At 73.1% G+C, this 24,254-nt stretch carries 24 protein-coding genes; 16 read left to right on the top strand and 8 right to left on the bottom strand.

The features are described 5' to 3' along the window. Together infB and rbfA are read left to right on the top strand one after the other, a co-directional pair. The coding region (gene infB / locus AC1DT4_RS10435; RefSeq protein WP_477089719.1) for a translation initiation factor IF-2 at positions 1-2,502 on the top strand (2,502 nt) is incomplete at its 5' end. Positions 2,503-2,583: 81 nt separating this feature from the next. Beyond that, positions 2,584-3,030, top strand: a complete 447-nt coding sequence (rbfA, locus tag AC1DT4_RS10430; protein WP_477089718.1) for a 30S ribosome-binding factor RbfA — start codon at positions 2,584-2,586, stop codon at positions 3,028-3,030. A 53-nt stretch (positions 3,031-3,083) separates the two neighbouring features. On the opposite strand, the gene AC1DT4_RS10425 is transcribed toward rbfA, so the two are convergent. Continuing rightward, positions 3,084-4,523 carry an MFS transporter gene (locus AC1DT4_RS10425; protein ID WP_477089717.1) on the bottom strand — a complete coding sequence of 480 codons (1,440 nt, stop codon included), beginning with the start codon at positions 4,521-4,523 and terminating at the stop codon, positions 3,084-3,086. An 82-nt stretch (positions 4,524-4,605) separates the two neighbouring features. On the opposite strand from AC1DT4_RS10425, the gene AC1DT4_RS10420 reads away from it, so the two are divergent. From AC1DT4_RS10420 to AC1DT4_RS10380, 9 genes are all read left to right on the top strand, one after another. After that, entirely contained in the window at positions 4,606-5,199 is a 594-nt protein-coding gene (locus AC1DT4_RS10420) for a TetR/AcrR family transcriptional regulator (protein ID WP_477089716.1), read from the top strand. Then, positions 5,196-6,140: a tRNA pseudouridine(55) synthase TruB gene (gene truB, locus AC1DT4_RS10415; RefSeq protein ID WP_477089715.1), complete on the top strand. Its 945-nt coding sequence runs from the start codon at positions 5,196-5,198 to the stop codon at positions 6,138-6,140. Before AC1DT4_RS10420 ends, truB begins: the two co-directional genes overlap by 4 nt. 102 nt (positions 6,141-6,242) lie before the next feature. Then, positions 6,243-7,301: a bifunctional riboflavin kinase/FAD synthetase gene (locus tag AC1DT4_RS10410; RefSeq protein ID WP_477089714.1), complete on the top strand. Its 1,059-nt coding sequence runs from the start codon at positions 6,243-6,245 to the stop codon at positions 7,299-7,301. A 92-nt stretch (positions 7,302-7,393) separates the two neighbouring features. After that, positions 7,394-7,663 carry a 30S ribosomal protein S15 gene (gene rpsO / locus AC1DT4_RS10405; protein ID WP_370504829.1) on the top strand — a complete coding sequence of 90 codons (270 nt, stop codon included), beginning with the start codon at positions 7,394-7,396 and terminating at the stop codon, positions 7,661-7,663. 224 nt (positions 7,664-7,887) lie between these two features. Then, positions 7,888-10,119, top strand: a complete 2,232-nt coding sequence (locus tag AC1DT4_RS10400; RefSeq protein WP_477089713.1) for a polyribonucleotide nucleotidyltransferase — start codon at positions 7,888-7,890, stop codon at positions 10,117-10,119. A gap of 2 nt (positions 10,120-10,121) precedes the next feature. Continuing rightward, complete coding sequence (locus AC1DT4_RS10395) at positions 10,122-11,468, top strand: M16 family metallopeptidase (protein WP_477089712.1); 1,347 nt, start codon at positions 10,122-10,124, stop codon at positions 11,466-11,468. 38 nt (positions 11,469-11,506) lie between these two features. Beyond that, positions 11,507-12,334 (top strand): hypothetical protein, encoded by an 828-nt coding sequence (locus AC1DT4_RS10390; RefSeq protein ID WP_477089711.1) that lies wholly within the window; start codon positions 11,507-11,509, stop codon positions 12,332-12,334. A gap of 17 nt (positions 12,335-12,351) precedes the next feature. Next, positions 12,352-13,107: a 4-hydroxy-tetrahydrodipicolinate reductase gene (dapB, locus tag AC1DT4_RS10385; RefSeq protein ID WP_477089710.1), complete on the top strand. Its 756-nt coding sequence runs from the start codon at positions 12,352-12,354 to the stop codon at positions 13,105-13,107. A gap of 2 nt (positions 13,108-13,109) precedes the next feature. Further along, complete coding sequence (locus AC1DT4_RS10380) at positions 13,110-13,574, top strand: hypothetical protein (RefSeq protein ID WP_477089721.1); 465 nt, start codon at positions 13,110-13,112, stop codon at positions 13,572-13,574. Between the two features lie 3 nt (positions 13,575-13,577). On the opposite strand, the gene AC1DT4_RS10375 is transcribed toward AC1DT4_RS10380, so the two are convergent. The 5 genes from AC1DT4_RS10375 to AC1DT4_RS10355 all read right to left on the bottom strand — a co-directional run bounded on the left by AC1DT4_RS10375 (position 13,578) and on the right by AC1DT4_RS10355 (position 17,331). Continuing rightward, positions 13,578-14,144, bottom strand: a complete 567-nt coding sequence (locus tag AC1DT4_RS10375) for an N-acetyltransferase family protein (RefSeq protein ID WP_477089709.1) — start codon at positions 14,142-14,144, stop codon at positions 13,578-13,580. After that, positions 14,144-14,722, bottom strand: a complete 579-nt coding sequence (locus AC1DT4_RS10370) for a TIGR00645 family protein (protein WP_477089708.1) — start codon at positions 14,720-14,722, stop codon at positions 14,144-14,146. The genes AC1DT4_RS10375 and AC1DT4_RS10370 overlap by 1 nt, the downstream gene beginning before the upstream one ends. Positions 14,723-14,819: 97 nt before the next feature. Continuing rightward, positions 14,820-15,140, bottom strand: coding sequence for an AzlD domain-containing protein (locus tag AC1DT4_RS10365; protein WP_477089707.1), 321 nt, complete (start codon positions 15,138-15,140; stop codon positions 14,820-14,822). After that, positions 15,137-15,829, bottom strand: coding sequence for an AzlC family ABC transporter permease (locus AC1DT4_RS10360; RefSeq protein ID WP_477089706.1), 693 nt, complete (start codon positions 15,827-15,829; stop codon positions 15,137-15,139). Before AC1DT4_RS10360 ends, AC1DT4_RS10365 begins: the two co-directional genes overlap by 4 nt. Before the next feature lie 29 nt (positions 15,830-15,858). Beyond that, positions 15,859-17,331, bottom strand: a complete 1,473-nt coding sequence (locus AC1DT4_RS10355) for an NAD-dependent succinate-semialdehyde dehydrogenase (protein ID WP_477089705.1) — start codon at positions 17,329-17,331, stop codon at positions 15,859-15,861. A gap of 76 nt (positions 17,332-17,407) precedes the next feature. On the opposite strand from AC1DT4_RS10355, the gene AC1DT4_RS10350 reads away from it, so the two are divergent. Genes AC1DT4_RS10350 through AC1DT4_RS10335 form a run of 4 tightly spaced genes read left to right on the top strand, consistent with a single transcriptional unit; the run spans position 17,408 to position 21,402 of the window. Continuing rightward, positions 17,408-18,226 (top strand): thymidylate synthase, encoded by an 819-nt coding sequence (locus tag AC1DT4_RS10350; protein WP_477089704.1) that lies wholly within the window; start codon positions 17,408-17,410, stop codon positions 18,224-18,226. Further along, positions 18,223-18,723, top strand: a complete 501-nt coding sequence (locus tag AC1DT4_RS10345) for a dihydrofolate reductase (protein ID WP_477089703.1) — start codon at positions 18,223-18,225, stop codon at positions 18,721-18,723. Before AC1DT4_RS10350 ends, AC1DT4_RS10345 begins: the two co-directional genes overlap by 4 nt. Before the next feature lie 50 nt (positions 18,724-18,773). Next, positions 18,774-19,700, top strand: a complete 927-nt coding sequence (dapA, locus tag AC1DT4_RS10340; protein WP_477089702.1) for a 4-hydroxy-tetrahydrodipicolinate synthase — start codon at positions 18,774-18,776, stop codon at positions 19,698-19,700. A gap of 16 nt (positions 19,701-19,716) precedes the next feature. Next, positions 19,717-21,402 carry a ribonuclease J gene (locus AC1DT4_RS10335; protein WP_477089701.1) on the top strand — a complete coding sequence of 562 codons (1,686 nt, stop codon included), beginning with the start codon at positions 19,717-19,719 and terminating at the stop codon, positions 21,400-21,402. Positions 21,403-21,459: 57 nt separating this feature from the next. Here the strand turns inward: AC1DT4_RS10335 and AC1DT4_RS10330 are convergent, their stop codons facing one another. Together AC1DT4_RS10330 and AC1DT4_RS10325 are read right to left on the bottom strand one after the other, a co-directional pair. Next, a complete protein-coding gene (locus AC1DT4_RS10330; protein WP_477089700.1) occupies positions 21,460-22,416 on the bottom strand; it encodes a DMT family transporter in 957 nt (318 codons plus the stop codon). 54 nt (positions 22,417-22,470) lie between these two features. Further along, the gene (locus AC1DT4_RS10325; RefSeq protein ID WP_477089699.1) at positions 22,471-23,421 is read right to left on the bottom strand and encodes a GlxA family transcriptional regulator; all 951 of its coding nucleotides are present in this window, start codon (positions 23,419-23,421) and stop codon (positions 22,471-22,473) included. Between the two features lie 70 nt (positions 23,422-23,491). Between AC1DT4_RS10325 and AC1DT4_RS10320 the strand changes: the two genes are divergently transcribed. Next, positions 23,492-24,247: an MBL fold metallo-hydrolase gene (locus AC1DT4_RS10320; RefSeq protein ID WP_477089698.1), complete on the top strand. Its 756-nt coding sequence runs from the start codon at positions 23,492-23,494 to the stop codon at positions 24,245-24,247. The last annotated feature ends 7 nt before the right edge of the window (positions 24,248-24,254 follow it).

Raw genomic sequence — 24,254 nt, 5'->3', positions numbered from 1 at the left:
GCTCCCGCGCGTCCGGCCCCGGCCGCCGCGCAGGCTCCTGCCGCCTCCGCAGCCGCTCCGGCGGTCCGCCCCGGCCCGCGTCAGGCCGCGCCTGCCGCCCGTCCGGGCAACAACCCGTTCGCGCCGTCCCAGGGCATGCCCCGTCAGGGCGAGCGCACCGGCGGTCCGCGTCCGCCGCGTCCGGGCAACAACCCGTTCGCGCCCTCGCAGGGCATGCCGCGTCCGGGCGACCGTGACCGTCGTCCCGCCGCCACCGAGGGTGCTCCGGCCGCCTCGGCCGGCGAGCGTCCGGGCGGTCCCCGTCCCGGTGGTCCGCGTCCGGGCGGTCCGCGTCCCAACCCCGGCATGATGCCGGGTCGTACCCAGAGCGGCGTCGGTCGTCCCGGCGAGCGTCCCGCCGGTCCCGGTGGCCGTGGTGGCCCCGGCGGCGCCGGTGGCGCGCGCGGTGGCTTCGCCGGTCGTCCCGGTGGCGGCGGCGCGCCCGGTGGCGCTCCTGGTGGCGGCGGCGGTTTCGCCGGTCGTCCGGGTGGCGGTGGCGGTCGTCCCGGTGGCGCCGGTCGCGGCAGCACGCAGGGTGCGTTCGGTCGTGCGGGCGGTCGTCCCGTCCGTGGCCGCAAGTCGAAGCGCGCGAAGCGTCAAGAGTTCGAGCAGATGCAGGCCCCCTCGCTGGGTGGCGTGCAGGTTCCGCGCGGCAACGGCAAGACCGTCGTCCGCCTGCGCCACGGCTCGTCGCTGAACGACTTCGCCGACAAGATCGACGCCAACCCGGCCGCGCTGGTCACCGTGCTCTTCCACCTCGGTGAGATGGCCACGGCGACGCAGTCGCTCGACGAGGACACGTTCGGCACGCTGGCCGAGGAGCTCGGCTACCGCATCGAGATGGTGTCGGCCGAGGAGGAGGACCGCGAGCTGCTCGGGGCCTTCGACATCGACCTGGACGCCGAGCTCGAGGCCGAGGGCGACGACGACCTGACGGCACGTCCGCCGGTCGTCACCGTCATGGGTCACGTCGACCACGGAAAGACCAAGCTCCTCGACGCCATCCGTCAGACGGACGTCGTCGCGGGCGAGGCCGGCGGGATCACCCAGCACATCGGTGCCTACCAGGTGCACACCGTGCACGAGGGCATCGACCGTGCCGTCACGTTCATCGACACCCCGGGCCACGAGGCGTTCACCGCCATGCGTGCCCGTGGTGCGCAGGTGACCGACATCGCGATCCTCGTGGTCGCGGCCGACGACGGCGTGATGCCGCAGACCATCGAGGCGCTCAACCACGCCCAGGCGGCCGGCGTCCCGATCGTGGTCGCGGTCAACAAGGTGGACAAGGAGGGGGCCAACCCCGACAAGATCCGCCAGCAGCTCACCGAGTACAACCTGGTCGCCGAGGAGTACGGCGGCGACACGATGTTCGTCGACGTCTCCGCGAAGCAGAACGTCGGCATCGACCAGCTGCTCGAGGCGGTCCTCCTCACGGCGGACGCGGCCCTCGACCTGCGGGCCAACGCCGACAAGGACGCTCGTGGCGTCGCCATCGAGGCGAACCTCGACAAGGGCCGCGGTGCCGTCGCGACGGTGCTCGTGCAGTCCGGCACGCTGAACGTCGGCGACTCGATCGTCGCCGGCACGGCGTACGGCCGTGTGCGCGCGATGTTCGACGAGCACGGTGAGCCGGTCCTCGTGGCCGGTCCGTCGCGCCCCGTCCAGGTGCTCGGCCTGACCTCGGTGCCCCGCGCTGGTGACACGTTCATCGTGGCTCCCGACGACCGCACCGCACGTCAGATCGGCGAGAAGCGCGAGGCGGCCGAGCGTGCTGCCCTCCTGGCCAAGCGTCGCAAGCGCATCAGCCTCGAGGACTTCACGCAGGCGCTCCAGCAGGGCAAGGTCGAGACCCTCAACCTGGTCCTCAAGGGCGATGTCTCGGGTGCCGTCGAGGCGCTCGAGGACGCGCTGCTCAAGATCGACGTGGGCGAGGAGGTCGAGCTGCGGGTCATCCACCGTGGGGTGGGTGCCATCACGCAGAACGACGTCAACCTGGCGACCGTCGACTCGGCGATCATCATCGGCTTCAACGTCAAGTACGCGGAGCGCGTCGAGGAGCTGGCGGACCGCGAGGGCGTCGACGTGCGCTTCTACTCGGTCATCTACCAGGCGATCGACGACGTCGAGGCGGCCCTCAAGGGCATGCTCAAGCCGGAGTACGAGGAGGTGCAGCTCGGTTCCGCCGAGGTGCGCGAGGTCTTCCGGTCGTCGAAGTTCGGCAACATCGCCGGCTCGATCGTCCGGTCGGGCCTCATCCGCCGGAACACGAAGGCACGCGTCACGCGTGGCGGCAAGATCATCGGCGACAACCTGACGATCGAGTCGCTCAAGCGGTTCAAGGACGACGCCACCGAGGTCCGCGAGGGCTTCGAGTGCGGCATCGGCCTGGGGTCGTTCAACGACGTCGAGATCGGCGACACCATCGAGACCTGGGAGATGCGCGAGAAGCCTCGCGCCTGACCCCAGTGATCAACGCCCGCAGGGCGGGCGAGGAATCCTCCTCGCCCGCCCTGCGGTCTCTCACCCGAAAGGATCGGCCCGATGGCGGACACCGCCCGCGCCCGTAAGCTCAGCGAGCGCATCCAGCAGGTCGTCGCGCAGATGCTCGACACCCGGATCAAGGACCCGCGTCTCGGGTTCGTGACGGTCACCGACGTGCGCGTCACGGGAGACCTCCAGCACGCCGACATCTTCTACACGGTGCTGGGTGACGACGCCGCGCGCACCGACACCGCCGCCGCGCTCGAGAGCGCGAAGGGCATCATCCGGTCCGAGGTGGGCAAGCAGACGGGGATCCGGCTGACGCCGTCCCTCGACTTCCACCTCGACGCGCTGCCCGACACGTCCGCCCAGCTCGACGCGGCGCTGCTCGAGGCCGCCCGGCGGGACCGTGAGGTCGCCGCGTTGGCGGCCCAGGCGAGCTTCGCCGGCGACGCCGACCCGTACAAGAAGGCCGACGACGAGGACGACGACGCGGCCGACGACTGACGCACGCACGACGACGCCCCGGGGGACCCGTTCCCCGGGGCGTCGTCGTACGGTCAGGCTCGTGCGCGCCCGGTGTCGCGGGGCATCCAGATCAGCACCACGAGCGCACCCAGGGCGACGACGACCGCGGCCACCAGCGCGGCGGGCTGCAGACCGGCGACGTAGCCGCCGGGGGTGAGGGTGCCGTCCGACGCCGTGAAGACGGCCACCAGCGCGGCGACGCCGAGCGCCCCGCCGATCTCCCGGATCGTCGCGTTCACCGAGCTCGCGGTGCCGTGGTCGTCGGGCGCCATGTCGAACAGCACGGCCGTGGCGCTCGGCGCGAACGTCAGGCCCATGCCGATGCCGGCCAGCGCCAGCCCGGGCACCAGGTCGGCGTACACGAGCCCGTCCGTGGCGACGATCAGCCCCTGCCACGCCAGGCCCGCGGCCTGGAGGGCCAGCCCGGCCGTGAGCAGGGGGCGGACGCCGAGCCGGGGTGCCAGCATCCCGGCGATCGGGGCGAAGATCATGGGCGCGGCCGTCCACGGGAGCGTCCGGATCCCGGCCTGCAGCGGGGTGTAGCCCATCCCGATCTGCAGGTACTGCGCCAGCAGGAAGACGAGCCCGAACACCCCGAAGGAGAAGGCGAGCGCGCTGGCGTTGGCCACGGAGAACGACCGGACGCGGAACAGGCGCAGCGGGACGAGCGGGTGGTCGGTGCGGGACTCGCGGTACAGGAACGCCCCGATCAGCAGGACGCCGACCACGAGACCACTGACCACGCGGCTCGACCCCCAGCCGTCGTCGTTGCCGCGGATGATCGCCCAGACCAGCGACAGGATGCCGGACCCGGCGAGCGCGAGGCCAGCGAGGTCGAGCCGCTGGCGTCGGCCGTACGACTCGGGCAGTGCCCAGAGAACGAGCGGGATCGCGACGAGCGCGACGGGGACGTTGATCCAGAAGATCGCCTCCCACGAGATGCCGTCGACGACCGCGCCGCCGATGACGGGTCCCAGGGCGACCCCGAGGCCCGAGACGCCACCCCAGATGCCGATGGCCATCGCCCGCCGGGCCGCCGGGACGGCGCCGGCGAGCAGAGTGAGGGAGAGCGGCATGATGGCCGCGGCGCCGGCTCCCTGCAGCGCCCGGGCGGCGATGAGCATCTCGGCGCTGGTGGACAGCGCGGACGCGATCGAGGCGACGGCGAACAGCGCGATGCCGGCCAGGAACACCCGGCGACGGCCCCACCGGTCGCCGAGCGTGGCGGCGGCGATCATCAGCGTCGCGAAGCTCAACGTGTAGGCGTTCACCATCCACTGCAGCTGCTCGAGCGAGGCCGACAGCTCGGTGCGCAGGACCGGGAGCGCGGTCGTCATGACGAGGTTGTCGAGCGTCGCCATGAACATGGGGAGCGAGGCGGCGACCAGCGCGATGGCCGTGCCGCGGCGGCGCGGTGTCGACAGCGGTCCGGCAGCGGCCGGCCGGGGTGGTGCCGGGGTCGTGAGGGTCACGATGACTCCTAGCTGGCGCTTGTTGGCATTGACTGATTACTAACAACCACGACCGTAGGCATCGGCTGATAACATGTCAACCATGTCTCTCGACCAGACCACGGAGTGGACGGCGAAGAAGCCGGCCCAGCGCATGACCGGAGCGCAGCGGCGCGAGGAGATCCTCGTCGCGGCCCGGACGGTGTTCGCGGAGCGCGGGTACGCGGCCAGCACCGACGAGGTCGCGCGCGCCGCGGGCGTCTCGCAGCCCTACGTCGTGCGGTTGTTCGGCACCAAGCGCGAGCTCTTCCTCGAGGCGTACACGGTGGCGAGCGCCGAGATCATCGCGGCGCTGTCGGGCGTTCCCGCAGGTCCGGACGCCATGATGGAGATGGGCGACGCCTACGTCGGCCTGCTGGCCGACCGCGACCTGCTGCGGCTCGTGATGCACGGGTTCATCGCGGGGGCCGACGAGGAGGTCGGGCGGGTGGCCCGGCACACGCTCGGCGAGGCGTTCCGTCTGTTCCAGGAGCGGTCGGGCGCCGACGAGAACGCGGCCCGGGCGTTCGTCGCCCAGGGGATGCTCATCAACGTGCTGCTCGCGGTCGACGCGCCTGCGCACCGCGGCGACGACGCCGGCCTCGACGCCCTCGTGCAGTGCGTGCAGGACGGCATCGCCGAGCGGCGCACCGCGTGAGCCGGAGCCAGGCCCCGGGGGAGCGCAGGCCCACCGCCGCGGACGGCATCGTCGTCGTCGACAAGCCCGCCGACTGGACCAGCCACGACGTGGTCGCCCGCATGCGGCGCCTGGCGAGCACCCGCAAGGTCGGGCACGCCGGCACGCTCGACCCCATGGCCACCGGCGTCCTGGTGATCGGCATCGGCCGCGCGACGCGGCTGCTCACGTACATCGTGGGGGCAGACAAGGAGTACACGGCGACCATCCGGCTCGGGGTCGCGACGACGACGGACGACGCCGAGGGGGAGCCGCTCACGGTGGCCGACGCCTCCGGCATCACCGCCTCGGACGTCGAGGCGGGCGTCGCGGCGCTCACCGGCGAGATCCAGCAGGTGCCGAGCGCGGTGTCGGCCATCAAGGTCGACGGGCAGCGGGCCTACGCCCGGGTCCGGGCCGGCGAGGACGTCGAGCTCGCCGCGCGCCCCGTCACGGTCAGCCGGTTCGACGTGCACGAGGTGCGGCCCGCGCGGACCGACGACGGCTCGCCGGTGCTCGACGTCGACGTCACGGTCGTGGTTTCGTCGGGAACCTACGTCCGTGCGCTCGCCCGCGACCTCGGGGCGCGGCTGGGGGTCGGGGGGCACCTCACGGCCCTGCGACGGACCCGGGTGGGCGGGTACGGGCTCGACGTGGCGCGGTCGCTGGACGACCTCGGCGCACTGCCGATGGATGCGCCGATCGACGTCGTCCCCCTCGCCGACGCGGCGCGGGCGACGTTCCCGGTGCGCGAGCTCAGCGACGACGAGGCACGGGCGCTGTCCTACGGCCAGGCGATCGGCGTCGCGGGGGTGCAGGCCGGGGTGACCGTCGCCGGCATCCGGTCGGACGGCGAGCTGGTCGCGCTGCTCGAGGAGCGCGAGGGCAGGGTGCGCCCGGCGCTGGTGTTCGCGCCCGCCTGAACCTCGTCGGCGCCGTCGTGGCGGGCGGGACGCGCCGGGGATGGCAGGCTTGTCCGTCGGGCCCCGGATCTCGACCCTGGGGGCGGACGACGAGGAGCAGGTGTGCAGGTCTGGAGGGAGCTGTCCGACGTGCCCGCGGACTTCGGTCCGTCGGTGGTGACGATCGGCAACTTCGACGGGGTCCACCGGGGCCACGTCAGCGTGCTGCGCCGCATGTGCGCGGATGCTGCGGCGGCGGGCGCCCAGGCGGTCGCCGTGACGTTCAGCCCGCACCCGCAGCAGGTGCACCGGCCCGACACCGCGCCGCCCCTGCTGACCGGCGACGCCGACCGGCTCGAGCTGCTGGAGCAGACCGGCCTCGACGCCGTGCTGCTGCTCGAGTACACGCTGGAGTTCGCCCGCCAGACGCCCGAGGAGTTCGTGCAGCGGTACCTGGTCGACGTGCTGCACGCGCAGACCGTCGTCGTCGGGCGCGACGTGCGGTTCGGGTGGAACAACTCCGGCGACCTGTCCACCATGGTCGAGCTCGGTCGTGAGCACGGCTTCGGCGTCGAGGTGATCGAGGACGTCGCGCCGGCGGTCTCCGCGGATCCCGGCAGCGCCGAGGACCGGGCCGCGGACCCGCTGCGCCGGCGCTGGTCGTCGACGTGGGTGCGGGAGCTCCTCGACGCCGGCGACGTCGTGCAGGCCGGGCGTGTCCTCGGCCGGCCGCACCGGGTGCGCGGCGTCGTGGTGCACGGGGACGCGCGGGGCCGCGACCTGGGGTTCCCGACGGCGAACCTGAGCCAGGACGCCGAGGGCATGGTGCCCGCCGACGGCGTCTACGCGGGCTGGCTGCGCCGCGTGCTCCACGCGGACGGCACGCCGGTCGAGGCGACCGACGCGGACCGCGTGCTTCCCGCCGCCGTGTCCATCGGCACCAACCCGACGTTCGACGGGGTCCAGCGACGCGTCGAGGCCTACGTGCTGGACCGCACGGACCTGGACCTCTACGGCGAGGTCGTCGTGCTCGAGCTGGTCGAGCGGCTGCGCGCGACGCTGAAGTTCGACTCGATCGACGAGCTGCTGGTCCGGATGCACGAGGACGTGGCGCGCGTGCGGGAGATCCTGGACGGGGTCGCGGTGGCCGAGGGCGATGCGGGGACCGGTCCCGCAGCCTGATAGTCTGTGTGCGCCGTCTGAACGGCCGCGGAACGAGAGAGCCCGGGTGGACAAGCCCCGGAGCACCGCGCAACGAGACAACCTGGAGAACCGTGCCGCTCGAAAGTGCCGTCAAGCAGTCCATCATGACCGAACACGCCACCCACGAGGGTGACACCGGTTCCCCCGAGGTCCAGATCGCGATGCTGACGCAGCGCATCAAGGACCTCACGGAGCACCTCAAGACGCACAAGCACGACCACCACAGCCGCCGCGGCCTGCTGCTGCTCGTGGGCAAGCGTCGTCGCCTGCTGGGTTACCTCCAGAAGATCGACATCAACCGCTACCGCGCCCTCATCGAGAAGCTCGGTCTGCGCCGATAACGCCGTGCACCAGCCCGGACCCGCTCAGGGTCCGGGCTGGTGTGGCGTCACGGCCGCAAGCGCTTCACTCGCACGACCAGCACCACCTGCACCACCACACCGCGTCGGTCCGCTCGGTCCGGTCCTCGGTAGTGGCTTCCGGAAGCTCCGCGAGGAGAGTCCGGTGGCCTCGATCGAAGATCGCTCGCGGACGGCCGGCGCCTTCACCAAAGAGGAGGGCACCCGTGGAGGGTCCCGAGATCCAGTTCGCCGAGGCACTGATCGACAACGGTCGCTTCGGCACCCGCACCGTCCGCTTCGAGACCGGCCGCATCGCCAAGCAGGCCGCCGGCGCCGCTGTTGCCTACCTGGACGGCGAGACGACGCTGCTCGCCGCCACCACGGCCGGCAAGCACCCGAAGGAGCAGTTCGACTTCTTCCCGCTGACGATCGACGTCGAGGAGCGGTCGTACGCGGCCGGCAAGATCCCCGGCTCGTTCTTCCGTCGCGAGGGTCGTCCGTCCACCGAGGCCATCCTCGCGTGCCGCCTGATCGACCGCCCGCTGCGCCCCCTGTTCGTCAAGGGCCTGCGCAACGAGGTCCAGGTCGTCATCACCGTGCTGTCGATCCACCCGGACGACTCCTACGACACGCTGGCGATCAACGCGGCGTCCATCTCGACCCAGCTCTCGGGCCTGCCGTTCTCCGGCCCCGTCGCCGGTGTGCGCATCGCGCTCATCGACAACCAGTGGGTCGCGTTCCCGCGGTACTCCGAGCGTGAGCGCGCCACGTTCGACATGGTCGTCGCCGGTCGCGTCGTGGGTGACGATGTCGCGATCGCCATGATCGAGGCCGAGGCGCCCGAGAAGTCCTGGAACCTCATCAAGTTCGAGGGTGGCACCGCCCCCACGGAGGAGATCGTGTCCCAGGGCATCGAGGCGGCCAAGCCGTTCATCAAGGTGCTCGTCCAGGCCCAGCAGGAGCTGGCGTCGAAGGCCGCCAAGGAGACCCAGGTCTTCCCGACGTTCCCCGACTACCAGGACGACGCCTACGCCGCCGTCGAGGCTGCCTCGACGCAGTCGCTCAGCGACGCGCTGAGCATCGCGGACAAGCAGACCCGCGAGAACCGCCTCGACGAGATCAAGGCCGAGGTCGTCGCCCAGCTCTCCGGGCAGTTCGAGGGCCGCGAGAAGGAGCTCTCCGCCGCGTACCGCTCGGTGCAGAAGAAGCTCATCCGCCAGCGCATCCTCACGGACGGCTTCCGCATCGACGGTCGTGGCCTGCGGGACATCCGTACGCTCTCGGCCGAGGTCGAGGTCCTGCCCCGCGTGCACGGCTCGGCCATCTTCGAGCGCGGCGAGACCCAGATCCTGGGCGTCACCACGCTGAACATGCTGCGCATGGAGCAGCAGCTCGACACGCTCTCCCCGGAGACGCGCAAGCGCTACATGCACAACTACAACTTCCCGCCCTACTCCACGGGCGAGACGGGTCGCGTCGGTTCGCCGAAGCGTCGCGAGATCGGCCACGGGGCGCTCGCCGAGCGCGCGCTCATGCCGGTCCTGCCCAGCCGCGAGGAGTTCCCGTACGCCATCCGCCAGGTCTCCGAGGCGCTGAGCTCCAACGGCTCCACGTCCATGGGCTCGGTCTGCGCGTCCACCCTGTCGCTGCTCAACGCCGGTGTGCCGCTGCGCGCGCCGGTCGCCGGCATCGCCATGGGCCTCGTCTCCGACACGGTGAACGGTGAGACCCGCTACGCGGCGCTCACGGACATCCTCGGCGCCGAGGACGCGTTCGGTGACATGGACTTCAAGGTCGCCGGTACCCGCGAGTTCGTCACGGCCATCCAGCTCGACACCAAGCTCGAGGGCATCCCCGCCTCGGTGCTGGCCGGCGCGCTGACGCAGGCGAAGGAGGCTCGCCTGGCGATCCTCGACGTCATCGCCGAGGCGATCGACGTGCCCGACGAGATGAGCCCGTTCGCTCCCCGCGTCATCACGGTGAAGGTCCCCGTCGACAAGATCGGCGAGGTCATCGGGCCGAAGGGCAAGATGATCAACCAGATCCAGGAGGAGACCGGCGCCGACATCTCGATCGAGGACGACGGCACGGTCTACATCGGCGCCACCGACGGTCCGTCGGCGGAGGCCGCGCGTGCGGCGATCAACGCGATCGCCAACCCGCACATGCCCGAGATCGGGGAGCGCTTCGTCGGCACGGTCGTCAAGACCACGACGTTCGGCGCGTTCATCTCCCTCTCGCCGGGCAAGGACGGTCTGCTGCACATCTCGCAGATCCGCAAGCTCGTCGGTGGTCGTCGCGTCGAGAACGTCGAGGACGTCCTGGCCGTGGGCCAGAAGGTCCAGGTCGAGATCGGCGAGATCGACCCGCGCGGCAAGCTCTCGCTGCACGCGGTCATCGAGGGCGAGCAGGCCGACGCTCCGGCCGAGGATGCCTCCGAGCCGGTCGACGCCTGACGATGCCGCTGGACCTCCCGCTCGTCCGCCCGGGTCAGCCCGGGGCCGAGCAGTCCGTCGGGCAGGACGGCGACGCCATCGTGCGTCGTTCCGTCCTGCCCGGCGGGGTCCGCGTGCTCACGGAGCACATGCCGGGCCTGCGCTCGGCGACCGTGGGCGCGTGGGTGGGGGTCGGCTCGCGCGACGAGTCCGACGGCCACCACGGCTCGACGCACTTCCTCGAGCACCTGCTGTTCAAGGGCACCGCGCGCCGCACCGCGATGGACATCGCGGAGGCGTTCGACGCCGTCGGTGGTGAGGCCAACGCCGCCACCGGCAAGGAGCACACCTGCTACTACGCGCGGGTGCTCGACACGGACCTCCCGATGGCGGTCGACGTCATCGCGGACATGGTCACCTCCGCGCGCCTGGACACCGACGAGCTCGAGACCGAGCGCGGCGTGATCCTCGAAGAGCTCGCCATGAACGACGACGACCCCAGCGACGTCGTCCACGAGCAGTTCGCCGCCGCGGTCCTGGGCGCCCACGCGCTCGGCCGCCCCATCGGCGGCACCCCCGACACCATCCGCGCGGTGCCGCGCGACGCGGTGTGGGACCACTACCGGCAGCACTACCGGTCGTCGACCCTGGTGGTGACCGCCGCGGGCGGCGTCGACCACGACGTGCTCTGCGCGCAGGTCAGCGAGGCGCTGGTCACCGGCGGCTGGTCGCTCGACGCCGGCGCGGAGCCCCGCAGCCGCCGCCTCCTGACCGACGTCGCCGTGCAGGCCGGGCAGGAGGGCATCCCGGCGCAGGGCGTCGAGCGGACGATCCGCCGGCACACCGAGCAGGCCAACGTCATCATCGGCGGCACGTCGCTCACGGCCACGGACCCGAGGCGGTTCACGCTCTCGGTGCTCAACGCGGTCCTCGGCGGCGGCATGTCGTCGCGGCTGTTCCAGGAGATCCGCGAGCGCCGCGGGCTGGCGTACTCCACCTACTCGTTCGCGTCCGGGCACGCCGACACGGGCGTCTTCGGCCTGTACGCGGGCTGCACGCCGGGCAAGGTCGACGAGGTCGTCGCGCTCATGGTCGCCGAGTGGGAGCGCATGGCCGACGCGCCGATCACCCAGGCCGAGCTCGAGCGGTCGATGGGCCAGCTGGCCGGCGGCCTGGTGCTCGGCATGGAGGACTCCGGGTCCCGCATGAGCCGGCTGGGCAAGTCCGAGCTGGTGCACGGCTCGCTGCTGAGCATCGACGAGTCGCTCGACCTCATCCGCGCGGTGACCGTGCAGGACGTGCAGGACCTGGCCGCCGAGCTGGCGTCGCGACCGCGCTCCGTGGTGCGGGTCGGACCGTTCGGCGACTGACCGCCCCCACGCGCGTCCTCCGCGCGCGATGATGGGGCATGGTCAGCGACCAGGTCGTCTACCGGCGCTACGCGCCCCCGCCGAGCGCGCGCGGGCTCGTCGAGCACCTCTGGGTGGTGCACGTCCCCGAGGGCGTCGTCGAACGTGAGGTGCTGCTGCCCGACGGGCACGGTCTGGTGACGGTCGCGGTGGGCACGCCCGGCGAGCACGTCGACCCCCTGAGCCTCGCGCGGACGCCCGACAGCAGCGGGGTCCGCGGCCTGGCGGAGCGCGCGTTCGTCCGCGAGCAGCGCGGTCCCGCGGTCCGGCTGGGCGCGCAGCTCGACCCCGTCGCGCTGGCACGCATGGGCGTGCGGACTCCCTCGTACGACGCCGTGGCGCTCGGGTCGTTCGTCGGCGCGGAGGTCGAGGAGGAGTGCGCGACGGCGCTGGGCCAGGGGCGCGACGCCGACGCCGCCGCCGCGCTCGGGTCGGCGCTGGCCGTGCACGCCGCGCCGGTCATCGTCGGCTCCCCGCTCGAGGCCCTCGCGCCGGTGCTGCGCAAGGTGATCGAGCAGAAGGGCCTGGTGCGGGCCTCGGACCTCGCGCGGCAGGCGGACCTCGCGGTCGGTGTCCTGTACCGCGAGGTGGTGCAGACCGTGGGCATCACCCCGGAGGCGTTCCTCGCCGCGGTGCGGTTCTCCGCGTTCGTGCGCGACGCCGTAGGTCCCGGTCCGGTGCGTCCGGGCGACGCGCTGGCGGTCCTGCAGTGGTACCTGCGCGCCGGCTACCCGCCGCGTGAGGTCGAGCGGTTCACCGGGCTGAACCACGTGGAGCTGCGCCGGCTCGAGATCGGCATCGCGGCGGCGCTGGGGGTCCCGGCCTGACGTTAGGGTTGCTGGTCGTGAGCGAGCGCATCAGGGTGGCCGTGCTGGGTGCGGCGGGCCGCATGGGATCGACCGTGGTGGCAGCCGTCGAGGCCGCCCCCGACCTGGACCTCGTCGCCGCGCTCGACGCGGACGCCGACCTGCAGGCCGTCGTCGACGCGGGCGCCCAGGTGGCCATCGACTTCACCGTGCCGTCGGCCACCGAGGGCAACGTGCACGCGCTGGTCGACGCCGGGGTGCACCTGGTCGTGGGCACCACGGGCTGGACGGACGAGTCGCTCGCCCGCGTGCGGGACCACCTGGCGGACCGGCCGGGCGTCGGCGTGGTGGTCGCCCCCAACTTCGCGCTCGGCGCCGTGCTGGCCATGGCGTTCGCGGCGCGGGCCGCCCGCTGGTTCGAGTCCGTCGAGGTGGTCGAGCTGCACCACCCCGACAAGGTCGACGCCCCGTCCGGGACGGCCCGGCACACCGCGTCGRCGATCGCGTCGGCGCGGGCCGCGGCCGGCCTCGGGCCCGTGCCGGACGCCACCGCGCAGGCGCTCGACGGGGCGCGCGGCGCGGACGTCGACGGGATCCGGGTGCACGCGGTGCGGCTGCGCGGGCTCGTCGCCCACGAGGAGATCCTGCTGGGCAACCCGGGCGAGCAGCTGACCATCCGGCACGACTCCTTCGACCGGGTGAGCTTCATGCCCGGCGTCCTCCTGGCCGTCCGGCGGGTGGGCTCGCGTCCCGGCCTGACGGTCGGGCTCGAGCACCTGCTCGACCTGGCGTGAGCGTGGCGACCTCCTCGAGCCGCGTCCGCTGGACCTCCCTGGCGGGTGCGGTCGCGCTCACCGGGCTGCTCGCCCTCTACGTGTGGCTCGTGGCCACCCGCGCGACCGCGCTGATCCGGACGGGGGAGCCGGTCGGCATCGGGCTCGGCGTCGCGTTCTGGATCCTGCCGCCGCTGGTCATCTGGCTGGTCGCCCGCGAGTGGCGGCTCGCCATCGACGTGCAGCGGATGGCCGACGAGCTCGCCGCCGCCGACGAGCTGCCGATCGACGACCTGCCCCGCACGCCCGGCGGCCGGATCGACCGCGCCGCGGCCCGCGCCGCGTTCGAGCCCGCGCGCGAGCTGGCCGAGGCGGAGCCCGACGACTGGCGGTCCTGGTACCACCTCGCGTTCGCGTACGACGCGGCGGGGGACCGGCGGCGCGCCCGCGAGTCGCTGCGCACGGCGAGCCGGCTGCACCGGTCCTAGCAGCTAGATCGACGCCGACCAGCGGTGCTCGGTCACCGTGCGGGTCGAGCCGTCGGGCATCCTGCCGGAGATGAGCTCACGGGCGACGTCGTCGGGACCCAGGCCGGCCGACGCGAGGAACCGGGCGCGCGCCTCGTCGCCGTCGAGGACCCACGTGTGCACCTGGTCGGCGCCGTCCTCGCGCAGGGTGTCGACGGCGGCCGCCAGCAGCCGGGAGCCGTGCCCGACCCGCTGCCTCGCCGGCTCCACCTCGAGCGCGAGGATCGCGCCGCCGGGGGCGTCGAAGGGCCGGTCCTCGGGCGCCGGCACGGGGGCCACGGACACCACGCCGACCACCGTCGGGCCGTCGCACGCGACGAGCACGCGGTAGCCCGCTCCGGGCGGCGCGACGACGGCCGCGGCCCACTGCGCCTCGATCGCCCGCTGGTCCAGCAGGTCGAGCGCGCCCTGGCCGAGGACCTCGGCGTGCGAGACCCGCCACGCCTCGACCTGCACGTGGGCGATCGCGTGCTCGTCGCCGCGGACGGCGGGCCGCACGGAGACGTCGGCGTTGTCGGTGAACAGCGGCATCAGACCTCGACGGGCTCGGGGGCGGTGGTCTCGTGCACGACCGCCTTGGGCGGGTGCTTGACCGACATCTTGTCGATCCACGCTAGCGCCACGGCGGACACGATGAACGCGAGGTGGATGACGGTCTGCCAGAGCAGCACGTCGGTGCCGCTGGTGTCGATGATGGTCCGGGCCTCGATGAAGCTGCGGAGCAGGTGGATCGAGGAGATGCCGATGATCGACATCGCGAGCTTGGTCTTGAGCACGTTCGCGTTGACGTGCGAGAGCCACTCGGGCTGGTCGGGGTGGCCGTCGAGCTTGATGCGGGACACGAACGTCTCGTAGCCGCCGACGATCACCATGATCAGCAGGTTCGCGATCATGACGACGTCGACGAGCCCGAGGACACCGAGCATGATGGCCTCCTCGGACAGCCCGCCGTGCAGGAACACCTCCTCCGCGATGTGCCAGAGCTCGAGCATGAACTGCCACACGTAGATCGCCTGCGCGACGATCAGGCCCAGGTACAGGGGCACCTGGAGCCAGCGCGAGAAGAAGATCAGCGAGCCGAGTCGGTTGGTGCGGGCGGGAGCGGCCACGGGGTCCTCCGGGATGGTGTGGGGTGCCGGGCGCGAGGGCGCGCCACGCGGCAGGGCGTTCGGACCCCCAACGGGCGGGGGGCGCGAATGGTGCCCGCTACGGCATGCCGAGTGCCCGCAGCACGGCCGCCGTGACGGCGGCGAGGAGCACGACGACGACGAACGGCGCCCGCAGGACGAGTGCGATGGCGGCGACGACGAGCGCGGGGAGCCGGGCGTCGAGCACGATCTCGTTGCCGCGCGTGGCGGCCTGCACCGCCACGAGGGCCGACAGCAGCGCGACCGTGACCAGCGCCGCGGTCCGGGCGACGCGCGGCTCGGCCAGCCAGTGCTTGGGCACGAGGTGGCCCGCCAGCTTGAGCGCGAAGCACACGGCGCTGGCGACGAGCAGCGCGACCCAGGTGAGGGCGCTGCTCATGCCGCGGGTTCCGGGGTCTTCACGACGAACCCGGCCACGATGGCGACGCCCGCGGCGAGCAGCACCGGGATGCCGGCGGGGGCGACCGGCGTGAGGGCCAGGGCGACGACGACCGCGCCCCCGGCGACGAGCCGCGCGAGCCCGGTCCCCGGGCCGGTGATCCGGGGCCACACGAGCGCGAGGAACGCGGCGGCCGCGGCGGCGTCGAGACCGTACTTGCGGGGGTCGCCCAGGCGGTCGCCCACGAGGGCACCCGCGAGGGTGAACAGGTTCCAGAGCACGAAGACGCCCACGCCGGTCCACCAGAAGCCCAGCCGGGCGGCGTGGGGCGCCTTGTGGACCGTCGCCACGGCGGTCGACTCGTCGATGGTCAGGTGCGCGGCGACGGGTCGGCGCCAGCCGTGGGCGTCGATCAGCGGTGCCACCTGCGGACCGTAGAGCCCGTTGCGGACACCGAGCAGTCCGGCGGTCGCGATCGCGGCGCCGGCCAGCCCGGCGGCGCCGACGACGCCGATGAACGCGAACTGCGAGCCGCCGGAGAACATGAGCAGGCTCAGCGCCATCGCCTGCGGCACCGAGAGGCCTGCGGCCACGGCGAGCGCGCCGAACGAGATCCCGTACAGGCCGGTGGCCAGCGCGACCGAGACGGCCTGCCGGATGGCGGCCCGTCCCTCGGCGTCCTGCGTCACGCGGGCAACTGTGGCACAGGGGGCGCGGGTCAGATCGCCACGTACACGCTGTCGAGATACTCCTCGATGCCGGCCTCGCCGCCCTCGCGGCCCAGGCCCGACGACTTCACGCCGCCGAACGGCGCGCTCGCGTCGGACACCAGTCCGCGGTTGATGCCGAGCATGCCGGTCTCGACGGACTCCGCCAGGCGCATCGCGCGGGCGATGTCGCGTGTGTACGCGTAGGCGACCAGGCCGAACGGGGTGGAGTTGGCCAGCGCGACGCCCTCCTCCTCGGAGCCGAACGTCACCACGGGGGCCACCGGGCCGAACGTCTCCTCGGTGATGACCCGCAGGTCCGCCGAGACGCGGTCGAGCACGGTCGGTGCGTAGAAGTAGCCGGGCCGGTCCGGCCGGTCGCCGCCGATCCGGACCCGCGCGCCGCCGTCGACGGCCTCGGCGACGACCTCCTCGACGCGGTCCACGGCGGACTTCTCGATGAGCGGCCCGACCGTCGTGCCCTCGTCCGCGCCGTGCCCGACGACGAGCTTGTCGAACGCCGCGGTCAGGCCGGCGGTGAACTCCTCGGCCACGGACGCGTGCACGAGGAAGCGGTTGGCGGCGACGCAGGTCTGCCCGGCGTTGCGCATCTTGGCCTGCACGGCGCCCTGCACCGCCGCGGGGACGTCGGCGTCCTCGAACACCAGGAACGGGGCGTTGCCGCCGAGCTCCATGGACGTGCGCAGGATGTTGTCGGCCGATGCCTTGAGCAGCGCGGCGCCCACCTCGGTGGAGCCCGTGAACGACAGCTTGCGCAGCCGCGGGTCCGCCAGCAGGGGCCCGGAGATCGAGCGCGCCGACGCCGACGGGACCACGTTGATGACCCCGGTGGGCAGACCGCGGCCCTCGAGCTCCTCGCGGATGATCTCCGCGACGTACGCGGTGGTCAGCGGCGTGAGCTGGGCGGGCTTGATGACGACCGTGCAGCCCGCGGCGAGCGCCGGGGCGACCTTGCGGGCGATCATGGCGATCGGAAAGTTCCACGGCGTGATGAGCAGCGCCGGCCCGACCGGTCGGCGCAGCACGAGCTGGTGGTTCGCACCGGAGGGCGCGCGGCGGGCGAGGCCCTCGAACCGGACCGCCTGCTCGGAGTACCACCGCACGTAGTCGGCTCCGTAGGCCACCTCGGCGCGGGACTCGGCGAGCGGCTTGCCGCCCTCGGCCGTGACCAGCGAGGCGATGTCCTCCGTGCGCGCGGTCAGGGTCTCGTAGACGGCTCGCAGCAGCTCGGCCCGCACGCGCGGGGCGGTCGCGCGCCACTCGGGAAAGGCGGAGTCCGCCGCGGTGAGGGCGTCGAGGGCGTCCTGCTCGCCGGCGTCGGCGACGTCGAACAGCGTCTCGGTTGTCGCGGGGTCCGCGACCTCGAACGTGCGGCCGGTGCTCGCGGAGCGCCAGGCCCCGTCGATGAGCACCCCGGTGGGCACGTGGGCGGCGACGGTGGGGGGCAGGGACGACGGCGTCATACCGGTGAGTATCACTCGCCGGAGCCGCCGACGCACTGAGCGACGTGTCCGCGGCTCGTCGGCACCGCGACCTACGATGACCACCATGACGGACGCGCGCGTGGCCAGCCCCTACGAGGACCTCCTCCGGCTCGTCCTGGAGACGGGCACCCCGAAGGCGGACCGCACCGGCACCGGCACCCGCAGCGTGTTCGGCCACCAGATGCGGTTCGACCTGTCGGCGGGATTCCCCCTGGTCACGACGAAGCGCGTGCACCTGCGCTCGATCGTCCACGAGCTGCTCTGGTTCCTGCGCGGCGAGTCGAACGTGGCCTACCTGCACGAGAACAACGTGACCATCTGGGACGAGTGGGCCGGTCCCGACGGCGAGCTCGGGCCCGTCTACGGCGTGCAGTGGCGCAGCTGGCCGACGCCCGACGGCGGCCACATCGACCAGATCACGGAGCTGCTGGCCAACCTGCGCCGCGACCCCGACTCGCGCCGGCACATCGTCTCGGCCTGGAACGTCGCCGACATCCCGTCGATGGCGCTCGCGCCGTGCCACGCGTTCTTCCAGTTCTACGTGGCGGACGGCCGCTTGAGCTGCCAGCTGTACCAGCGGTCGGCGGACCTCTTCCTCGGGGTGCCGTTCAACATCGCCTCCTACGCGCTGCTCACGCACATGGTCGCCCAGCAGGTGGGGCTCGAGGTGGGCGACTTCGTGTGGACCGGCGGCGACTGCCACATCTACGACAACCACGTCGACCAGGTGCGCGAGCAGCTGACCCGCGCGCCGTACCCCGCGCCGACGCTCCGGCTCCGCAAGGCCGATTCCTTGTTCGACTACACGTTCGACGACGTCGAGGTGCTCGACTACCAGTACCACCCGGCCATCAAGGCCCCGGTGGCCGTGTGAGCCTGGCGCTCGTCTGGGCCCAGACGCCGACCGGCGTCATCGGGCGCGACGGCACCCTGCCCTGGCACGTCCCGGAGGACATGGCGCACTTCCGCGAGCTCACGCGCGGCCACCCGGTGATCATGGGGCGGGCCACCTGGCAGTCGCTGCCCCCACGGTTCCGGCCGCTGCCGGGCCGGGACAACATCGTGCTGACCCGGAGCCCGGGGTTCGAGGCGGCCGGCGCGCTGGTGGCGCACGGGATCGACGAGGCGCTCCGGCTCGTCGGGGACCGCGACGCCTGGGTCATCGGCGGGGGAGTCGTCTACGACGCCCTCCTGCCTCAGGCGGACCGCGTCGAGATCACCGTCGTCTCGCTCGACATCGACGGCGACACCCGTGCGCCCGTGCTCGACGCGGGGACGTGGCGACGCAGTGGTGCCGACCCCGACCACGGCTGGCACGTGTCGTCCGCGGGCGGCACGCGGTACCGCTTCGAGTCCTACCTGCGCGTCTGAGGCACGGATCGGAAGGACGGCCGGGGCGGCCGGGGCGGTACCGTGGCCCCATGCCGCGCACCTCCTCGTCCGCTCGCCCGTTCGGGACTGTGCTCACCGCGATGGTCACGCCGTTCACGGCGGACGGTGCGGTCGACGTGGCCGGCGCCGTGCAGCTCGCCCGGCACCTCGTGGACCACGGCAACGACGGTCTGGTGCTCAACGGCACGACCGGCGAGGCCTCCACCACGCACGCGCCCGAGAAGGCCGAGCTCGTGCAGGCCGTGGTCGAGGCCGTGGGCGACCGCGCCTGGATCATCGCCGGCGCCGGGTCCAACGACACCGCGCACGCCGTGCGCATGGCCGAGCAGGCGGCCGAGGCCGGTGCGCACGGCCTGCTCGTCGTCAGCCCGTACTACTCGCGACCGTCGCAGGAGGGCGTCCGGCGGCACGTCGAGGCCGTCGCCGACGCGACGCCGCTGCCGGTCATGCTCTACGACGTCCCGGGCCGCACGGGCGTCCGGTTCGCCCCGGCGACCGTCGAGGCGCTCGCGCAGCACGACCGCGTCGTCGCCATGAAGGACGCCAGCGGAGACCTGTACGGCGCCGCCAAGGCGATCGCCGGCACGGGGCTCGCCTGGTACTCGGGCGACGACAGCGCCTTCCTCGCGCTCCTCGCGCACGGCGCCGCGGGCATCGTGAGCGTCTCCGGGCACGTCGCCGGCGACCAGCTCGCCGCGATCGGCCGCGCGTTCGACGCCGGCGACCACGCCGACGCGCTCCGCCTCTTCCTCTCGATCGCACCCGCGATCGATGCACTCAACGGCGCCGGCTTCCAGGCCGTCGCCGCGAAGGCCGCGCTCCAGGTGCTGGGCGTGCTGCCCGAGCGCTCGGTGCGCCTCCCGCTCGTCCCCGCGTCCGACGACGAGCTCGCGCTGATCCGCGACGGCCTGCGGGCCGCCGGGCTGCTCGATCTGACGTCGGCTGACCGCAACTGATCCCACCAGGAGCCCCATGAGTCACCCGCACCCCGAGCTCACCCTGCCGCCGGCCCTGGCCGACGGTGCCCTGCGAGTCGTCGCACTGGGTGGCCTCGGAGAGGTCGGCCGCAACATGGCCGTCCTCGAGCACGCAGGCCGTCTGCTCGTCATCGACTGCGGCGTCCTCTTCCCCGAGGACCACCAGCCCGGCGTCGACCTGATCCTCCCCGACTTCGAGTACATCAAGGACCGCCTCGACGACATCGAGGCGATCGTTCTCACGCACGGCCACGAGGACCACATCGGTGCCGTCCCGTATCTGCTGCGCCTGCGCCGCGACATCCCGCTGGTCGGCTCCAAGCTCACGCTCGCGTTCATCGAGGCGAAGCTCAAGGAGCACCGCATCCAGCCCGTGACGCGCGAGGTGCGCGAGGGGCAGACCGCGACGTTCGGCGGCTTCGAGTGCGAGTTCATCGCGGTGAACCACTCGATCCCCGACGCCCTCGCGGTCGCCGTGCACACGTCCGCGGGCACCGTCCTGCACACCGGCGACTTCAAGATGGACCAGCTGCCGCTCGACGGCCGGATCACCGACCTGCGGGCCTTCGCGCGGCTGGGCGAGCGCGGCGTCGACCTCTTCATGGTCGACTCCACCAACGCCGAGGTGCCGGGCTTCGTCTCGCCCGAGCGGGGGATCGGCCCGGTCCTCGACCAGGTGTTCGCCGACTCGACCAAGCGGATCATCGTCGCGTCGTTCGCGTCGCACGTGCACCGCGTGCAGCAGGTCCTCGATGCCGCCTACACGCACAACCGCCGCGTCGCGCTGGTCGGCCGGTCGATGGTGCGGAACATGGGCATCGCGTCCGACCTCGGGTACCTCAAGATCCCGGACGGCGTCCTCATCGACCTCAAGCAGGTCGACACGCTCCGCGACGACGAGATCGTCCTCATGTGCACCGGCTCGCAGGGCGAGCCCATGGCCGCGCTGTCCCGCATCGCCAACAACGACCACAAGGTCTCCGTCGGCCCCGGCGACACCGTCATCATGGCGTCGTCGCTGATCCCCGGGAACGAGAACGCCGTCTTCCGCGTGATCAACGGCCTGACCCGGCTGGGCGCGCGCGTCGTGCACTCGGGCAACGCCAAGGTGCACGTCTCCGGGCACGCCAGCGCCGGCGAGCTCCTGTACTGCTACAACATCCTCAAGCCGCGCAACGTCATGCCCGTGCACGGCGAGATCCGCCACCTCGTGGCCAACGCCGCGCTCGCGGTGCAGACCGGCGTCCCCGCCGACCGCGTTGTCCTGGCCGAGGACGGCATCGTCGTCGACCTGATCGACGGGCGCGCGCGGATCGTCGGCGCGGTGCCCTGCGGCTACGTGTACGTCGACGGGTCCAGCGTCGGCGAGATCACCGAGGTCGAGCTCAAGGACCGCCGGATCCTGGGCGAGGAGGGCTTCATCTCGATCTTCGCGGTGGTCAGCTCCGCCGACGGCAAGGTGCTGGCCGGCCCGCAGATCCACGCGCGCGGGTTCGCCGAGCAGGACGCGGTGTTCGACGACATCCTGCCCGAGCTCACCGCCGCGCTCGAGGAGTCCGCCCGCAACGGCAACTCCGACAGCCACGTCCTGCAGCAGGTCATGCGTCGCGTGGTCGGCCGCTGGGTGTCCAACCGCCTGCGCCGCCGCCCGATGATCATCCCGGTCGTCGTCGAGGCCTGACCGGCCCGACCGCACGGCCCCGTCCCGCTCGCGGGTCGGGGCCGTCGTCGTCCCCGGTCAGCTCGGGGTGGCGCGCGCGTCGCCGTCGGTGGCGAGGGCATCCTCGACGGTGACCCCGCCGGTGGGTGCCACGGCGTCAGCAGCCGGTCCGTCGTCGGTGTCGCGCGGGCGACGCGAGGCCGCCGCGGAGCCGAGCAGGATGAGCGCGGTCGCCGCCAGCACCGTCACCGTGATGGCCTCGTCGAGCACGAGCGCGCCGAGCGCGACGGCCACCACGGGGTTGAGGTACGCGACGAGCGTCGAGCGGGCCGCGCCGACCTCGAGGATCAGCCGGAAGAACAGCACGAACGCCAGGGCGGTGCAGAGGGCGCCGAGCCCGACGAGCGCGAGGACCGCGTCGAGCTGGGGCCAGGGCTGGGGGCCGCCGAACGCGACGAACGGGGCGTAGACCAGGGCCGTGAGGGCGAGGCACGTAGCGGTGAGGGGGATCGCCGGGACGTCCCGGAGGCCGCGGTCGGCGATGATCGGCGCCGACGCGTAGCCCAGCGCCGCGAGCAGCACCTGCGCGACCGCCCACGGGTCGCCTCCCGCCGCGCCCGGGCCGAGCAGCAGGGCCACGCCGCCGAGGCCGACGAGCAGCCCGATCCACCGCACGACCGCCACGGGCTTCCGGTCCCCGACGAGCCGGCCCAGGACGACGGCGGCGATGGGCACCGTGGCCACCAGCAGACCCGTGGTCGAGCTGGACAGGGTGCGCTCGGCGTTCGACAGCAGGATCCACGGCAGCACGATCTCGAGCACCGCGAACCCGAGCACGGACGGCCAGTGACCCCGGAGCGTGCGCAGCCCACCGCCGCGGACCGCGAACGGCAGCAGGAGCAGGGCGCCGAGGGCCGTCCGGACGAAGACGACCGTGACGGGCGTGACCTCGGTGACCGCGATCTTGATCAGCAGGTAGGGGATGCCCCAGATGACGCCGACGGCCAGGAGCAGCAGCCAGCCCCGGCGGCTCATCGGGCCGCGCGCAGAAGACTCATGGGGACACCGTAGGACCGACCGCCGACACTCTCAGGGGCTCGTCCGGAACGCGGCCCGGTGCTGGCGAGGGCTGGTGCGGAACTCGCGCGCGAAGTGCTGGCGCAGGGCGGCCGACGAGCCGAACCCGGCCGAGGCGGCCACCTGCTCGACCGGCGCGTCGGTGGACTCCAGCAGCACGCGGGCGCGCACGAGCCGCTGCCGCAGGAGCCACTGCGACGGGCTCGCGCCGGTGCGGGCGCGGAAGCGGCGCGTGAAGGTCCGGCGCGAGAGGTGCACGCTCCCGGCCCATCTGTCGAGGTCGAGCGGCTCGTCGAGGCGGGCGGAGGCCCAGCCCATCGCGACCTCCACGGGGTCGGCGGACGGCTCGGGCGCGACGGGCGCGGGGATGTACTGCGCCTGGCTGCCGTCGCGGTGCGGCGCGAGCACCAGGGCGCGCGCCACGTCCGCGGCGAACGCGGCGCCGTGGTCGCTGCGGACGACGTGCAGGCAGCAGTCGAGCGCGGCGGCGACTCCGGCGGAGGTGACGACGTCGCCGAGGTCGCACCACAGCACGTCCGACCGCACGTCCGCCGACGGGTGCCGGCGCGCCAGCTCGGGCGCCGCCGACCAGTGCGTCGCCACCTCACGGCCGTCGACCAGCCCCGCCGCGGCCACGACGAACGACCCCAGGCAGAGGCCGATCACGCGCGCGCCACGCTCGTGGGCGGCGCGGACGGCGGCGAGCAGCGCGGCCGACGGCTCACGGGTCACGTGCCAGCTCGGGATCACCACGGTCTGCGCCTCGGTCAGCGCGTCGAGCCCTCGGACGACCGAAAGGTCGTAGCCCGCGTCCGTGCTGATCGGGCCCGGCTCCTCCGCGCACACCGTGACGCGGTAGCGCGGCGTGGGGGCGCTGCGGGACCGCGCGGCGAAGACCGTGGACGGCACCGAGAGGTGGAACGGGCTGATCCCGGGGAACGCGACGACGGCGACCTCGTGCATGGCCCGATCCTAGCGAACGCTGTCCAGCGGGCCACTGGTCCCGGCTCCACCGAGGGCCCACGCTGGCGTGATGACCTCGACGCCCACCGCCACCTTCGTCGGCGGACCCACGCTCCGGCTCGCGTACGCCGGTCTCACGTTCCTCACGGACCCGACCTTCGACCCGCCCGGCGAGTACCCGGGCACCGGGGCGACCCTGCACAAGCTGGTGGGACCGGCCGTGCCGCTCGCGGAGCTCGGTCCCGTCGACGTCGTGCTGCTCTCGCACGACCAGCACGCCGACAACCTCGACCACGCCGGGCGCGCTCTGCTCGCGTCGGTGCCGACGGTGCTCTCGACGCCCGACGCCGCGAGCCGGCTCGACGGCGTCCGGGGCCTGGCGCCGTGGGAGGAGGTGACGGTCGGCGTGGTGACCGTCACGGCCGTCCCCGCGCGGCACGGACCGGAGGGCGCCGAGCCGCTGAGCGGGGTCGTCACGGGGTTCGTCCTCGCGGCCGAGGCGTGGCCGACCATCTACGTGTCGGGCGACAACGCGTCGCTCGACGTGGTCGACGCGATCGCCCGCCGCGTTCCGGGGATCGGGATCGCCGTGCTGTTCGTCGGCGGCGCGAACGTCGGCCGGTTCGGGGACGAGCCGCTCACGCTCGACGCCGCGCGGGCGAGCGCAGCCGCCGACCTGCTCCCGGGCGCGCGCATCGTCCCCGTGCACCACAGCGACTGGGCGCACTTCGTCGACCCGCTGGCCGCGGTGGAGGCGCGCTTCGAGGCCGGGGGTCGGCGCGACCGCCTGGTCGTCCTGGAACGCGGGGTGCCGACCGAGCTGTAGCGGCCGG

The sequence above is a fragment of the Cellulomonas sp. P4_D11 genome (assembly GCF_056401915.1).
The sequence above is the reverse complement of the archived record's forward strand: the minus strand, read 5'-3'. Positions and strand labels throughout refer to the sequence as shown.

What these genes read in the sequence shown, in the direction of transcription:
- AC1DT4_RS10325 (WP_477089699.1), bottom strand. Translation starts at nt 23,421, where the DNA reads ATGCACGAGGTCGCCGTCGTCGCGTTCCCCGGGATCAGCCCGTTCCAC.
- AC1DT4_RS10365 (WP_477089707.1), bottom strand. Translation starts at nt 15,140, where the DNA reads ATGAGCAGCGCCCTCACCTGGGTCGCGCTGCTCGTCGCCAGCGCCGTG.
- AC1DT4_RS10320 (WP_477089698.1), top strand. Translation starts at nt 23,492, where the DNA reads ATGACCTCGACGCCCACCGCCACCTTCGTCGGCGGACCCACGCTCCGG.
- dapA (WP_477089702.1), top strand. Translation starts at nt 18,774, where the DNA reads ATGCCGCGCACCTCCTCGTCCGCTCGCCCGTTCGGGACTGTGCTCACC.
- AC1DT4_RS10335 (WP_477089701.1), top strand. Translation starts at nt 19,717, where the DNA reads ATGAGTCACCCGCACCCCGAGCTCACCCTGCCGCCGGCCCTGGCCGAC.
- rbfA (WP_477089718.1), top strand. Translation starts at nt 2,584, where the DNA reads ATGGCGGACACCGCCCGCGCCCGTAAGCTCAGCGAGCGCATCCAGCAG.
- AC1DT4_RS10420 (WP_477089716.1), top strand. Translation starts at nt 4,606, where the DNA reads ATGTCTCTCGACCAGACCACGGAGTGGACGGCGAAGAAGCCGGCCCAG.
- AC1DT4_RS10395 (WP_477089712.1), top strand. Translation starts at nt 10,122, where the DNA reads ATGCCGCTGGACCTCCCGCTCGTCCGCCCGGGTCAGCCCGGGGCCGAG.
- AC1DT4_RS10330 (WP_477089700.1), bottom strand. Translation starts at nt 22,416, where the DNA reads ATGAGCCGCCGGGGCTGGCTGCTGCTCCTGGCCGTCGGCGTCATCTGG.
- AC1DT4_RS10390 (WP_477089711.1), top strand. Translation starts at nt 11,507, where the DNA reads ATGGTCAGCGACCAGGTCGTCTACCGGCGCTACGCGCCCCCGCCGAGC.
- AC1DT4_RS10375 (WP_477089709.1), bottom strand. Translation starts at nt 14,144, where the DNA reads ATGCCGCTGTTCACCGACAACGCCGACGTCTCCGTGCGGCCCGCCGTC.
- AC1DT4_RS10355 (WP_477089705.1), bottom strand. Translation starts at nt 17,331, where the DNA reads ATGACGCCGTCGTCCCTGCCCCCCACCGTCGCCGCCCACGTGCCCACC.
- AC1DT4_RS10350 (WP_477089704.1), top strand. Translation starts at nt 17,408, where the DNA reads ATGACCACCATGACGGACGCGCGCGTGGCCAGCCCCTACGAGGACCTC.